The sequence below is a fragment of the Alteraurantiacibacter palmitatis genome (assembly GCF_037154115.1).
In the GTDB taxonomy this organism is placed as follows: domain Bacteria; phylum Pseudomonadota; class Alphaproteobacteria; order Sphingomonadales; family Sphingomonadaceae; genus Alteraurantiacibacter; species Alteraurantiacibacter palmitatis.
This window is the reverse complement of sequence record NZ_JBANRO010000006.1, coordinates 190,670-203,672: the sequence shown is the minus strand read 5'-3', so window position 1 is coordinate 203,672 and position 13,003 is coordinate 190,670. Positions and strand designations below refer to the sequence as shown.

Sequence of the window (13,003 nt, the reverse complement as noted above, 5' to 3'; positions counted from 1 at the left end):
GGGAATTGTCCGGGCGTCAGTTCCCTGCGGCGATGCCCAGCGGGCCTGCCACGCGGTCCTGGAACAGCGCCTGATACAGCGCGTCCTGTTCCGGTGTCAGCCACGGCCCCACCGCCGATCCATCGGCATCCAGACGCATCACCGCGCCGCGCGGGGTTTCACCCGCAGCCGGCCAATGCGGCAAGCCCGCTCCGTTGGGATTGCCGGTGGCGGCAAAGTTCACCCAATATTGCGAGACCTGATCGGCAAAGCCTTCCTCGCGCGGGTTGCCGCACATCAGTTCCACCGACGATCCGCCGGGGAAGGTGCGGGGTGCGCACAGATTGTTGAACACATAGGGAATCTCGCCCGTATGCGCCGCACCCAGATCGGCCCGGTCAGGGTCATAGAGCGGATCATGCGTGAAGTAATAGAGGTAGGCGCCCCGGCCCAGCCGCGCCTGCGCATCGGCGAACTGGCGCATATGCCAGGTCATCGCATCGGAGAAGGGACGCACCGATTGCGCGGCAGCCTCGGCATCGGTGCTGGCAGGATAGGCCGCGCGGCCCAGTTCCACATGGGCACCATAGCGCATGGCTTCGCCCTGCAACCAGCTGGCGAGCGTGGCGGGAGGGCCGAAAGCGGCGGTGAAGCTGCCTTCATCCTCGTTCGAACCGGCCAGCACGTCCCACGGGTTCTGCCGGTTGTTGGCGACCGCGATGGAGACGTCTTCGGGGATGATATGCCCGTCCACGATCATGCCAGCGCCGCGCAGCTTGGCGTGGATTTCCTCGGCCGGGATAGCGCGCAATGCGGCTAGCGAAGTGGTGCCGAATTGTGCCTCGGCCTGTTGCAGGGCCTGCGCCTCGGCCCGTTCGCGCGTGACCATGGGCGCAATGCCCAGGCCCATCCACGCGCCCGATTGCGGGATGGCGCGGTGCACCAGATCGCGTGCGGCCGGCGCGCCGACAAGGCCGCCAGCCATCGCCGCGCCCGCGCTTTCACCAAAGATGGTGACGCGCGACGGATCGCCGCCAAAGGCCGCGATATTGTCCTTGATCCATTGCAGCGCGGCAATCGCATCGCCCAGCGCCTGGTTGCCGCTGGCGCCGTGCGGGCTGGCGGCGGTGAGTTCGGGATGGCTGAAGAAGCCGAGCGCGGCGACGCGGTAATTCAGCGTCACCATCACCACGCCCTTTTGCGCCAGATGATCGCCGTGGCTGAAGGGGCTGGAGCCGCCGCCTTCGTTATACGCACCGCCATAGAGCCACACCATCACCGGCAGGCGTTCCGCGCCCGTTGTCGCTGGCGTCCAGATATTGAGGTAAAGGCAGTCCTCCGAAATGCCGGGGCTGTCGGGCATATCGGTGGCGGAATTGGGCGGGAAGCGGGTGGGGGCAGGGTTCTGCACGCAGCTGTCCCCCCATGTGTCGGCCATGCGCACGCCGTCCCAGCTTGCCGGCGGTTGCGGCTGTTCCCAGCGCAGATTGCCAACCGGCGGGGCGGCAAAGGGGATGCCCTTGAACACGGTGATGCCTTCCAGCGCACCGGGCACGCCGCGCACCAGCCCTTGCGCGGTCTGCACCGGAGCGCTGGCAATGGTATCCTGCGCCGATGCAATGCCGGTGGTGGCGCACGCGGCGAGGCTGGCGGCGACAAGTGCGGCAAGACCGGTTCTGGCAAAGCTGGGTTTCATGGCAGTTCTGTCCCCGTGAGGGCGCCTCAAGCCGTTGCGGCGGGCAGCCTCTTCCCTTTGATTGACTGTCGAATTTCGCCGAATGGCGGGCCGGGGCATCTGGCGTCCCGGCCCGCCCGATCGGCGCGTCTGTGCGCAGCGCCTAGTGTGCGCCGCCGTCGCCGCCTTCGGTTTCGCGCACGGGCTGGAGGCCCGCACGGCTGGCGGTGATGTAGTTGCGGATCTGCACATTGCCTTCGTGGCAGGCATATTCGAAGAACGAATAGTCATCGTTGCGCGACCAGTCGAGGCGGGCGGTCCACGGTGCGGTGAACACTTCCGGATCGTCATAGGTCAGTTCGTAGATGATCGAATCCGGGCCCGTCATGGTCAGCCGCTCCACCACCTTGGCCTGCAGGCTGGTGGGGATGGTGTTGAACGGGGGCACGCCCAGCGTCGCCATGTTCAGCGGCGACGGCCCGCGTTCATAGGCGTTCTGCGGCACGCTGTCGCCGGCGATGATATTGGTCGTCTCGATCACCAGCGTATTGCCTTCCCAGTATCCGATCGACTGGCCCATCCATGTGCGCACATTGGCGGGCCAGCGGCGCGCAGCGACCGCTTCGGGGCCGGATACGATCGGGATGATGCGCGCATCGTGGATCATTTCGAGGTTGATCACGACATAGCCGGGCGATTGCAGCACCTGGATGCCGTTATTGTAGCGGAACGGGAACATCGAGGCCGGGAAGCCGCGCGTGACGCAGCGGTCCCACGTGTCGAAATCGCTCACCCAGTTGAACTGCGTATTGGGCGTCCAGCTGGAACGGCCCGCCTGATAGCGCGCCTGTGCAGCCGGGGTCATCGCGGGCAGCTGGCCGTTGGCGGGGCTGACGAGCAGATTGGTGCGGCGGCCCGAGCTGTCCGATTCCACCCAGTGGCCCATGCCGATCGTGCCGCTTTCCTCTTCGGCGGCATAGCGCGCATCCGATGCGTTGTATTGCGCCTGACGCGCGGCGTATTCTTCTTCGGTCAGCCAGAAGCGGTTGCCGAACTGCGCCGGGCGATTCATCGGCAGGCTGGCGATATTGTCGATCGGCCACATACCGCGCAGATCGGGATCGCCCCACGGGGTGCGCGCAGGCTGGTAATCGGTGGGCACCGGGGGCATCACGGTGAGGTCATCGGGCACCGGCTGCGCGGCAACCGGGGTTACCAGCGCGGTGGTGGCAAGCGCCAGCGCGCCGATGGCGGCGATTGAACGGGCAAACCCGGTCTTGTTCATCTTGGACATCTCGATTCTCTCTCCTGGTATTCGGTATTTCAACACGTCGCAGGCCAAACAAGCCTTCAAAAATCAGTTCCGATTGCCGACACCCCGGCTGGCGGGGTCCATGGCGGGCGGTGGCCCGGCATCGGGATCGATCGGTTCGACCATCCGCCCGCGCGCATATTCCGCCTCGCGCGCGGCGCGGTCGGCGGTGATGTAGTTGCGGATCTGCACATTGCCTTCGTGGCAGGCATATTCGAAGAATTCGTACGCGTCATCGCGCGTCCAGTCCATCCGCAGGGTAAAGGGCGCCTCGAACATGACCGGGTCGGCATAGGTCAGTTCATAGGTGATCGTATCCGGGCCGATCATGTGGAAGCGTTCCACCGTCCTTGCCTGCCGGCTCATCGGCAGGGTGTTGTTGGGCGGCACGCCGCGCGTGGCAATGTTGAGCGCCGATGCACCCGGCTGGAGATTGGTCGTTTCCACCACCAGCGTGTTGTGATCTTCCCAGCGGCCGCGGCTCTGCCCGAACATACCCGACACGCCCGCCGGCCATTGCGCGGTGTTGCCCACGGGGATGATGCGCGTGCCCAGCATTTCCAGCACGATCACGACATAGCCGGGCGCCTGAAAAATGCGGATGCCGTTGTTGTAGCGGAACGGCAGCATAGAAGCCGGGAAGCCGCGCGTCCAGCAGCGGTCCCAGCTGTCGAAATCGTCCACCCAGTCGAAAGTCTGCCCCACAACCCAGCTCGACCGCATTTCGGCGGCATCGTGAATGCCCTGCCGGGTCAGGCGGGGCAGCTTGCCATTGGCAGGTTCCACGATCATCGATGTGCGGCGGCTGCCCGCCTGGTATTCGATCCAGTGACCAAGGCCGATCGTGCCTTGATGGTCCTCGCTTTCGTAGGCCTGTTCCAGCGCCTCGACACGGCCCTGTTCGGCGGCGAGCTCCTCGTCCGTCTTCCAGTGGCGCATTCCGAAGCGGTCGGGCCGCTCCACCGGCAATTCGGCAATATCGTTGATCGGCCATGTGCCGCGGAAATCGGGATCGCCCCACGGCGTGCGCGCCGGCTGATAATCGTTCGAAACAGCGGGCATCACCGTCAGATCATCCGGCACGTCCTGCGCCACAGCAGGCAGCGCGCCAGCCAGCACCAGGGCGGCGGCGGAAAGCAGCGACAGGGACTGTGTCCGCGTGGACGGCATTGCAAACTCCTATTCGGCCGCAACCGGGATCAGCCCGCGTTCGGCGCGGCTGGCATTGATGTAATTGCGGATCTGCACATTGCCTTCGTGGCAGGCATATTCGAAAATCTCGTAGTCGTCCGAACGCTGCCATTCGAGGCGTGCGGCCCAAGGCTCCACGAACACGACCGGGTCTTCCCAGGTGAATTCGTAGATGATCTCGTCCGGCCCCACCATGTGGAAGCGTTCGACCATGCGCGCCTGCGCGCTCACCGGGGTCTTGTTGTTGGGCGGGCTGCCCGTGGTGCCGATATTGGTGGCGCTGGGGCCGGGCAGGAAATTGGTGGTGGTGACGACCAGCGTGTTGTGATCCTCCCACGCGCCCCGGCTTTCGCCCAGCCAGTGGCCGATCACCGCCGGGATGGGTGCGCGGCCATCGGTGGGGATGATGCGCGTTTCGTGCACCATTTCCATCTGGATCGCCACAATGCCGGGCGACTGGAAAATGCGCATCCCGTTATTGTACATGAACGGGAACATCGATGCGGGCATCCCGCGCGAGATGCAGCGGTCCCAGCTGTCGAAATCGTGCCAGGTGTCAAAGGGCTGGCCCTGCACCCAGGTGCTGCGCATCGCATCGGACAGGCGCTGGCCTTCGGGCGTGAAGGCGGGCAGGCGGCCATTGGCGGGCGCGGTGATCCAGCTGGTGCGGCGGTTGGCGGCGGCCACTTCGGCCCAGTGGCCGATGCCCATCGTGCCGCTCGAATCCTCGTTCTGGTAACGCTGTTCGAGCTGTTCCACCATTTCGGCGCGGGCGTTGAACTCCTCCTGCGTCAGCAGCTGGCGGTTGCCGTGTTCGGCTGCGCGTTGCAGCGGGGTGCGCCCGTTGAGGTGGTCAATCGGCCAGCGTCCGCGAAAGTCCGGCTCGCCCCACGCGGTCATCGCTGGTTGGAATGCGTCCGAAGGCGCGGGCAGAACGGTCAGGTCTTCCTCGGCCTGCGCGCCCTGCGCCAGCGCGCCGCCACCCGGCAGGGCGGCGGCGGCCAGTGCAAGCAGAGGCAGGCGGAAGAAGGCCCGGCGCATCAGTTGCGCCCCTGCGGCAAAGCAAAGGTGACATAGCGGCTGGGGCCCGGTTCGGGCAGACCCAGCCCGCCCAGGAAGTGGCCCACGCCGCCCACCGGCACGGTGATGTATTGCCGCCCGTTCACCGCATAGACCGCCGGCACGCCTTCGGTCGCGGCGTCGAAACGGTGCTCCCACAAAATCGCGCCGGTATCCGCGTCACGGGCGCGGAAGGCCCGGTCGGACGCGGTGTTGACGAACAACAGCCCGCCTGCGGTCACAATCGGCCCGCTGCGCGGCGCCTGCGCGCCCACGCCGGTGATGCCCTGTTCCTCCAGCGTCAGGATTTCCCCGTTGGGAATCTGGAAGATCTGGTTGCCCGTGTTCATGTCATAGGCGGTGAGGTTCGAGAACGGCGGCTTGATCGCCACCATGCCGTTGGATTGCAGCATGAAGTTGACCGGCCAGCGATATGGGATGTTGTCGTCCCCGGCATTGGGCATGGCGGCCAAGGCCTCGGCCCGGTTGTCCGGGTTGATCTTCAGCAGCAGCGGCAATTCGCGGCTGACGATATAGAGGCGCTGGCGCACCGGATCGACCGCGACATTGCCCCAGTTCGCCCCGCCATTATGGCCCGGCATCGAGATTGACCCGCGCAAGCTGGGCGGCGTGAACAGCCCGTCATTGCGCCATTCGTTGCGCAAGCTGTTGCGCAACGCATCCTGATCCGCCTGCGGCAGGTAGGGGTTGATGTCGTCTTCCGTGAACTCCATCCGCATATAGGGCTGCGGCCAGGTGGGGAAGGGCTGCGTCGGGCTGGCGTGTTCGCCCGGCACATCCGATGCGGGAACGGCGCGTTCCTCGATCGGCCAGATCGGTTCCCCGGTGCGGCGATCGAAGGCGAAGATGAAGCCGTGCTTCACCACCTGGATCACGATGGGGATGCGCTGGCCGTTGCGGGTGATCGTCATCAGCTTGGGCGCGACCGGCAGGTCGAAATCCCACAGATCGTGATGCACGGTCTGGAAATGCCAGATCCGCTCACCCGTTTCGGCGTCCAGCGCCAGCAGCGAATTGCCGAACAGATTGTCGCCCGCCCGGTTGCCGCCGTAAAAATCGTAACGCGGCGTGCCGGTGGGGATGAACACGATGCCCAGCTCAGTATCGACCGTGCTTTCCGACCAGTTGTGCACCCCGCCATACTTGGCGCGGTCCTCGCCCGTGGGCCAGGTGTCGTAACCGTATTCGCCTTCGCGCGGGACGGTGTTGAAGGTCCACTTCAATTCGCCCGTGATCACATCATAGGCGTGGATATTGGCCGGGGCCGAAGCGTAATCATACGCGCCCGCCGGCAGCGACACGATGATGGTGTTCTTGTAGATGCGGCCCGGATTGTTCGTCATCAGCGGCGCATTGGGCATGGCGACATCGCGCGGCAGCGCATCGCGCAGGTCCACCCCGCCATTGGTGCCGAAGCTGGGGATCATCCGGCCCGTTGCCGCGTCCACCGCGCGCAGGATGCCGTTGTTGAGCACCATCAGGCGGCCTTCGCGGCCATCGGCGCTTTCCCAGTAATTGACGCCGCGAATACCGACGCGCCCGTCCAGATCGCTGACCCACAATTCGCGGCCCGTGGCCGGATCAAGCGCCACCAGCTTGCCCGCGCCATTCTGCACATACATCCGCCCGCCGCCGATGGTGGGGCTGAAGATGGGCGGTGCGCCGGGCCCGGTTTCATACGTCCAGGCGACTTCGAGCTGGCTCACATTGCTGCGGTTGATCTGGTCGAGCGCGGAATATTGCGAACTGTCCCCGCCGCCGAGATAGCCATCCCAGCTGACGAAATCGAAATTGCCCGCCGGAACTGCCATGTCGGCGTTCACCGCAACGCCCGTGCCGCCCGCCGTGGTGCAGGCGGCTGCGGCCAGCGCCAGCGTCGAAATCGCCGCAGTCCGCAGCGCGTTCCGCACAAGCCGGGGCGCAAATCCGCCCGCGCCGCTGTTCTTGAGGCCCAATGTGATCACTCCCAGCTCCCATCCATTTCGTGCGCAGGACTCTCCGCCCGCGGCATCATCCCGGCTTGGCGCAAGACTAGCCCCAAGCCTGTGACAACGACAAGGCCCTATAGGGCGGGTCAATTTGACTTAATCCGGTTTTATTGTCGCCAATTGTATCATTCGCGCAGACAAGCCAAACCCGCGCGGCAAGAGGCGCCGGCTCCTGCTGCTGCGGTGCGATCAGGTGCCCGAATCAGTCGTCTGCATGGCATGGCCTTCCGCTTCACCCGCTACCGTGTTTTCCACGCCGGGCAGGGGGCGTTCGCTTTCCCCGGCGGCGTTGAACAGGGCAGAACTGGTCATGCCGCCGCTTGCTTCGAGCCTGAGAGTGACAATGTCCGTTGAACGGTTCTGCCAGAACCAGCCGTGAATACCGGTGAAAGGGGCAATGTAGACCCCCTGCTGCACCGCCGCATCGCCCACGCCGAACCCCTCGGTCATTTCGGGTCCGCCTTCGAAGGGGTGGCTGTGCATATCGTAATGCACCGGCGCGCTCGCTTCCCAGCGGAACGCCATGCGTGCGCCTTGGGGGATGGTGTATTTGAACTCGATCGATTCATAGGGGGCCAGTTCCACTTCCCACACATCGGTCGCGCCCGGTTCCGCAGCGGGCGGCGTGTCGGACAGCAGCAGCACGTCCTGTGTCGCCATGCGCGCCATGCCGCGCTCCAACTCCTTGCTGACGGGTTCGGCGATCTCGACAAGGCCGAGCGCCTTGCCCACGCCTGTGGGGTCCCATCCGGTTTCCGCCGGCAGAACGAACAGCACCGCGATTGCGGCGACGCCCGCCAATGCGCTGCCGACCAGCAGCGGTTTCTTCGACTTTGCCATCTGGCCGTTCTCTCCCTGGCTCATGCTGCAAGATATCCTTCTATCTGAATGGCGGTGAGCACAAGGCCCACCGCGATAAGCGCGACATTGGCCGCAAAGGCATAGCGGGTAAAGCTGGGCCGGGCGCGCCAGGCGGCAAACAGGCTGACCACGAAGGCCAGCACCAGCACCTGCCCCAGTTCCACCCCGACATTGAAGGCGAGCAGATTGGCGAGCAGCCCGTTCTGCGAAATCCCCAGATCCAGCACCTTGGTCGCCAGGCCCATGCCATGAAACAGGCCGAACACCAGCACGGCAAGGCGCGTGTCCACATTCCAGCCGATGCGCCGGAACCCGCCGATATTCTCCACCCCCTTGTAAATCACCGAAAGCCCGATGATCGCATCGATGATATAGGCATTGGCCCCGGTGTTCAGCAGCACCCCGCCGATCAGCGTCAGCGAATGGCCGATGGTGAACATGGAGACATAGACCACCACATCGCGCAGGCGCGACAGGAAGAACACCACGCCCACCAGAAAGGCGATGTGATCATATCCGGTGACCATGTGCTTGGCCCCCAGATACAGGAACGGGAAGATCGCCGGGCCATCCACGCTCAGCACGAAGGCCTTGTCGCCCTCGGCCACGTCATGCGCCAGCGCCAGCGTTGGCATGAAAAGCACAGATGCCAGCGCCAGCACAGCCAGCGCGGGCCAATGCCGCGGCGCCGCGCGCATCAGCTCTGCGCCAGATCGTCGACGCTGGTGCCTGCGGGCAGTTCGGCGGGCGGATAGACCTGGTGGCAGGCGGTGCAGACATTGTAGAGCGTGCCGCCCACTTCGAACACGGCATCGGGATCCTTGTTCAGCGCCGCCTGTTCGGCAAGGCGGGAGACATCCTGCATCCCTTGCGCAAAGGCCATCCAGTCCGATCCGCGGCCATTGGCATAGGCAGGGGTGGCAAGCGCCGCGCCAAATTCGCGCAAGGACACCGCCGCCGCGGCCACCTTGGCCCAATCCTCATCGGTTTCGGGGCGGAATTCGCGGAACACCGGCTCGCCTTCGACCAGTTCACTGACCGATCCGACCGCGTTCCAATACACTTCCGCGGTGGGCTGCACATGGTTCGCCATGAATTGCTGCGGCGTGCCATAGGGCATTTCGGGCGGCGCCTCGGAACAGGCGGCCAGCACCACCACAGGTGCCGCCAGCACCGCAATTGCGTATTTGATCATGATTCGCCTTCTCCCATCCTGTGCACCCTATGTCCTCCTGCGTCGTGCCTTGCGCAACCCGATTTTGCAGGTGAACCTGTCGCCATGTTGACAATGTCCGATTTTTGGGGCCAAGGGCGCAGCGCATAAATCTGCGGTAAATCTTGACTCGGATAGGCGGGTTGTTGACTAGGGCCGCGAATTGCAACGGGCCGGGTTTCAACGGGGCGGCATGGTCGCAGGCCCACTGGATCGCGAAAGGTAGATTGATACTATGTCTGGAAAAATGGGGTCTGAAAATATGGGCATCACCGGCAAGTGGACAATTTCGGGCCTCGCCATGCTGGGTGCAGCCGCGCTGGCGGTTCCGCTGGCGGGTGCGCTGGCAACTCCGGTTGATCCGACGCAGGCCGCCGCTGGCCACGAACCCGGCTCGCTGACCGCCGAACAGGTCGCGCAGGGCCGCCAGCTGTTCCAGAGCTGGTCGTGCAGCGCCTGCCATGTGCTGGCCGATGCCAACGGCCACGGCCATATCGGCCCGTCGATGGATGGCAATACCGCGATGGACAAGGCTTTCGTCGCCAACCGCATCACCAATGGACAGGGCGCCATGCCCGGTTTCGGCGGCCAGATGACGGACGAGGAGATCGACCTGCTCGCCGCCTATATCATGCAGGCGAAGAAGTAAGCGCGAAGCCGAAATTGAGATGAACGGGAAGGGGGCCAGCACGGCCCCCTTTTTCGTATCAGTTCTCCCCTCTGGCCGTGCGGCTGTTCGGCCCCACCTGTGCGAAGTAGTTGGTCACCCCATCAGGATCGTTCAGCCAGATCGTGGTCAGATCGAACCCGCGCAGCCGGTTGAGCGGGGTTTCCACCGTCACATGGCGGTGATCGGCCATTGCCGCGACATAGGGCGCATCGGCCACCACATACTGAATCCCCGAACTGCCCGTATCCGCCGGCAGATTGTCGCCCATCTTGTAGAGCAGGATGGTGGTTTCGGCATGGGCATAGGGATACAGCGTGGTGCCCAGCAGCGTGGATTCCACCGGGTCCAGTTCGTCCAGACCCACAAAATCGCGGTAGAAAGCGCGTGAGGCGTCGAGGTTCGACACCTGAATGCCCACGCCCACCCCGTCATCCGAATGGTCGGCGGCTTCGGGGTTGACCACGATCACGATATCCATCCCCGCCGGATCCTGCACCAGCGCCTGGGCCGTCCCGTCCTCGCGCGCGGTGAAGTGCGGCGCGGTAAAGCCAGCCTCGGTAAAGCGGGCCGCGACCACATCGGCATCGGGATAAGACAGCACGAGGAAGCGAATGCCCGTGCCGCCCGCATAGCCGCCCGAAAGGTTATACAGGCGGTTCCCTTCCTGCCCGGCGGACAGCTTGATCTGGCCGGTGCCAACGCCGGTCAGGATCATCTGCTGCGAGGCGGTGAGCTGGATGGGGTTGAGCGAGCGCAGGCCCAGCGCGCCGACATAGAAATTGACCATTTCCTCGGTCAGTTCGCGCGGGAAGCGGCGAAAGACATTGGCTGAATCCTGCCGGAAGAGGTGGCGGGCATTGCCGTTCAATTGCGCATCGGACAATTCGCCCGGCGCATAGGCAAGCGATGCGCCGCTTTCCATGATTGCGCCCTCGGGCGTGGTGATGACCTCCTGCGCGGCGGCGGGACAGGTGAGCATCAGGGCAAATGCGGCTGCGCCAAGCGCCAATCGTGTTTTCATCATCGTGTCTCCCAATCCGCAGACTACTCCGGAAGCGCCCAGGTGATAAGCGCTTCGTTATTGGCGGGCCGCCCGTCCGCCCCGCGCACCGGCGGGCCGAAGGCAGAACCGGTGGCAAAGACCGCGATATATTGCCGCCCGTCCGCGCCGCGATAGCTCATCGGGATGGTCATCGCCGCGTAATCGAGCTGTTCCGACCAGACGAGCTGCCCCGTTTGCGCATCAAAGGCGCGCATCACGCTGTCCGATGTCGCGCCGATAAAGACGAGGCCGCCCGCCGTCACCATCGGGCCGCCAAAGGTGTTGTTGCTGCCGGTGTCCTGCTTGTCCGGCCCCAGTTCGGGCGTGGTGCCCAGCGGCACGGCCCAGTTGATTTCGCCCGTATTGGCATCCACCGCGATCAGCCGGCCCCAGGGCGGGCGGATGCAGGGCAGGGTGGCGCGTGTGCCATCAGGCGCAGTGAAGCTGGCAGCAAAGCTGGCATAGGCACCCGGCCCCGTCAGGCTGCCGCGATCATAGGGCTGGTTCGATCCCGCAGTGCCGCGCCCGTAATCGCCCGAAGGATCGCGTTCCTCGATCCAGCCGATCGAGCCGCTTTCGGTGGTGTTGATGAAGATCGTGCCGCTGCGCGGATCGGCCGCGCTTCCGCCCCAGTTCGATCCGCCATTATGCGGAAGATTGATGCTGGCGCGCGGCGGATCGCCTTCGCGCCGCAGGAAGAAGGGGGTGAAGGGGCCGGCGTTGAAAAAGGTGCCGCCATAACTGTCGAGCAGCGCGCGGCAGGCGGCAACGTGTTCAGGCGTCGTGTCGCTTTCCGTCACCACATCGGTGGGGTTCCACCACATCCGGCTTAAGGGAGCGGGTTTGACCGGGATGGGCTGCGTGGGCGAATACCATTCGCCCGGCACATCGGCGGCGGCCACGATATGCTCGTTCACGCCGTGCACCGGTTCCCCCGTTCGCCGGTCGAGAATATACATCAGCCCCGGCTTGCCGGTGAGGGCGAGGGCGGGGATGGTGCGCCCGTCCTTCTGCACATCGACCAGAGTGGGCGGGGCGGGCAGATCCCAGTCCCACAGATCGTGGTGGATTGTCTGGAAATGCCAGCGGTATGCGCCCGTTTCGGCATCCACCGCGACCACCGAATTGCCGAACAGATTATCGCCCGGCCGATCGCCACCCCAGTAATTGGGGCCGGGGCTGCCCAGCGTCATGAAGATGAGGCCGGTTTCCACATCCGCCGTGGTGTACCAGACCCACATATTGTTGCCCGGCCGCCCGCGCCAGCCCTCGTCCAGCCAGGTTTCGTGACCCAACTGCCCCGGCTGGGGCACCACATCGAACTCCCACAGCTTCGCCCCTGTGCGCGCATCGAAGGCGCGGCTGTTCCCGCTGGGGCCAACCGGGATTTCGGGCGTCAGCGCGCCGATCACCAGCACATTGCGGAAGATGCTGGGCGGATAGGCATAGGGCGTGCCTTCAAACTCCATCTCGCCATCGCCGCCGAACTCGGTGGCGAGCGAGCCATCCGCCGCATTGAGCGCGACGATGGAATTGGCCTTGCCATAGAACAGGCGCGCACCGCGTTGCCCATCTCCGGGCCAATAGGTCACGCTGCGGCGGATCGTCGCGCCGCTTACCTGATGGCGCCACAATTCGCGGCCCGTATGCGCTTCCAGCGCCACCACCGCATCGCCCAGCGGCATATACATGATGCCGCCCACCACCACCGGCACCGTGCCCGCAAGGATCGATCCGCCACCTTCGGGGCGCAGGCGATAGGTCCAGGCGCGCTGAAGCTGCCCGACATTGCCGGTATTGATATCGTCCAGCGGCACGAAACGCTGCCCGCCGTGGTCGCGGGCATAGAGCGGCCAGTCGCCATCTTCCGGGCGGATCAGCGTATCGCCCTGCGCCATCAAGGGCGAGGTGAGCAGGCTGCCCGCCAGTGCAAGAGCCATGAATGTGCGCGTCATGCGATCCTTACCCCCATCTGCGATCCGGCGATTCTAT

At 64.9% G+C, this 13,003-nt stretch carries 11 protein-coding genes; 1 reads left to right on the top strand and 10 read right to left on the bottom strand.

Features of this window, described 5'->3' with window-relative positions:
* Nucleotides 1–16: 16 nt before the first annotated feature.
* The 8 genes from WFP44_RS09295 to WFP44_RS09260 form a co-directional block, all read right to left on the bottom strand.
* Complete coding sequence (locus tag WFP44_RS09295) at nucleotides 17–1,675, bottom strand: carboxylesterase/lipase family protein (RefSeq protein ID WP_336926264.1); 1,659 nt, start codon at nucleotides 1,673–1,675, stop codon at nucleotides 17–19.
* Nucleotides 1,676–1,817: 142 nt separating this feature from the next.
* The gene (locus tag WFP44_RS09290; protein WP_336926263.1) at nucleotides 1,818–2,948 is read right to left on the bottom strand and encodes a hypothetical protein; all 1,131 of its coding nucleotides are present in this window, start codon (nucleotides 2,946–2,948) and stop codon (nucleotides 1,818–1,820) included.
* 63 nt (nucleotides 2,949–3,011) lie between these two features.
* Complete coding sequence (locus tag WFP44_RS09285; RefSeq protein ID WP_336926262.1) at nucleotides 3,012–4,136, bottom strand: hypothetical protein; 1,125 nt, start codon at nucleotides 4,134–4,136, stop codon at nucleotides 3,012–3,014.
* Between the two features lie 9 nt (nucleotides 4,137–4,145).
* Nucleotides 4,146–5,198 (bottom strand): hypothetical protein, encoded by a 1,053-nt coding sequence (locus WFP44_RS09280; protein WP_336926261.1) that lies wholly within the window; start codon nucleotides 5,196–5,198, stop codon nucleotides 4,146–4,148.
* The gene (locus tag WFP44_RS09275) at nucleotides 5,198–7,201 is read right to left on the bottom strand and encodes an outer membrane protein assembly factor BamB family protein (protein ID WP_336926260.1); all 2,004 of its coding nucleotides are present in this window, start codon (nucleotides 7,199–7,201) and stop codon (nucleotides 5,198–5,200) included. The genes WFP44_RS09280 and WFP44_RS09275 overlap by 1 nt, the downstream gene beginning before the upstream one ends.
* Before the next feature lie 213 nt (nucleotides 7,202–7,414).
* Nucleotides 7,415–8,089, bottom strand: a complete 675-nt coding sequence (locus tag WFP44_RS09270; RefSeq protein ID WP_336926259.1) for a hypothetical protein — start codon at nucleotides 8,087–8,089, stop codon at nucleotides 7,415–7,417.
* Nucleotides 8,086–8,784 carry a HupE/UreJ family protein gene (locus WFP44_RS09265; RefSeq protein ID WP_336926258.1) on the bottom strand — a complete coding sequence of 233 codons (699 nt, stop codon included), beginning with the start codon at nucleotides 8,782–8,784 and terminating at the stop codon, nucleotides 8,086–8,088. Before WFP44_RS09265 ends, WFP44_RS09270 begins: the two co-directional genes overlap by 4 nt.
* Nucleotides 8,784–9,281, bottom strand: coding sequence for a hypothetical protein (locus WFP44_RS09260; RefSeq protein ID WP_336926257.1), 498 nt, complete (start codon nucleotides 9,279–9,281; stop codon nucleotides 8,784–8,786). Before WFP44_RS09260 ends, WFP44_RS09265 begins: the two co-directional genes overlap by 1 nt.
* Before the next feature lie 265 nt (nucleotides 9,282–9,546).
* Here WFP44_RS09260 and WFP44_RS09255 point away from each other — a divergent pair, with 265 nt between their 5' ends.
* Nucleotides 9,547–9,948 carry a c-type cytochrome gene (locus WFP44_RS09255; protein ID WP_336926256.1) on the top strand — a complete coding sequence of 134 codons (402 nt, stop codon included), beginning with the start codon at nucleotides 9,547–9,549 and terminating at the stop codon, nucleotides 9,946–9,948.
* A gap of 58 nt (nucleotides 9,949–10,006) precedes the next feature.
* Here the strand turns inward: WFP44_RS09255 and WFP44_RS09250 are convergent, their stop codons facing one another.
* Both WFP44_RS09250 and WFP44_RS09245 read right to left on the bottom strand, forming a co-directional pair.
* A complete protein-coding gene (locus tag WFP44_RS09250) occupies nucleotides 10,007–10,993 on the bottom strand; it encodes a VOC family protein (RefSeq protein ID WP_336926254.1) in 987 nt (328 codons plus the stop codon).
* 20 nt (nucleotides 10,994–11,013) lie between these two features.
* On the bottom strand, nucleotides 11,014–12,966 hold the full coding sequence (locus WFP44_RS09245) for an outer membrane protein assembly factor BamB family protein (RefSeq protein WP_336926253.1): 1,953 nt from the start codon (nucleotides 12,964–12,966) through the stop codon (nucleotides 11,014–11,016).
* Nucleotides 12,967–13,003: the final 37 nt, after the last annotated feature.

Excerpts from the sequence above, each read along its gene's own strand:
- WFP44_RS09280 (WP_336926261.1), bottom strand. The coding sequence starts at position 5,198 with ATGCGCCGGGCCTTCTTCCGCCTGCCTCTGCTTGCACTGGCCGCCGCC.
- WFP44_RS09290 (WP_336926263.1), bottom strand. The coding sequence starts at position 2,948 with ATGTCCAAGATGAACAAGACCGGGTTTGCCCGTTCAATCGCCGCCATC.
- WFP44_RS09295 (WP_336926264.1), bottom strand. The coding sequence starts at position 1,675 with ATGAAACCCAGCTTTGCCAGAACCGGTCTTGCCGCACTTGTCGCCGCC.
- WFP44_RS09285 (WP_336926262.1), bottom strand. The coding sequence starts at position 4,136 with ATGCCGTCCACGCGGACACAGTCCCTGTCGCTGCTTTCCGCCGCCGCC.
- WFP44_RS09255 (WP_336926256.1), top strand. The coding sequence starts at position 9,547 with ATGGGGTCTGAAAATATGGGCATCACCGGCAAGTGGACAATTTCGGGC.
- WFP44_RS09260 (WP_336926257.1), bottom strand. The coding sequence starts at position 9,281 with ATGATCAAATACGCAATTGCGGTGCTGGCGGCACCTGTGGTGGTGCTG.
- WFP44_RS09270 (WP_336926259.1), bottom strand. The coding sequence starts at position 8,089 with ATGAGCCAGGGAGAGAACGGCCAGATGGCAAAGTCGAAGAAACCGCTG.
- WFP44_RS09245 (WP_336926253.1), bottom strand. The coding sequence starts at position 12,966 with ATGACGCGCACATTCATGGCTCTTGCACTGGCGGGCAGCCTGCTCACC.
- WFP44_RS09265 (WP_336926258.1), bottom strand. The coding sequence starts at position 8,784 with ATGCGCGCGGCGCCGCGGCATTGGCCCGCGCTGGCTGTGCTGGCGCTG.
- WFP44_RS09250 (WP_336926254.1), bottom strand. The coding sequence starts at position 10,993 with ATGATGAAAACACGATTGGCGCTTGGCGCAGCCGCATTTGCCCTGATG.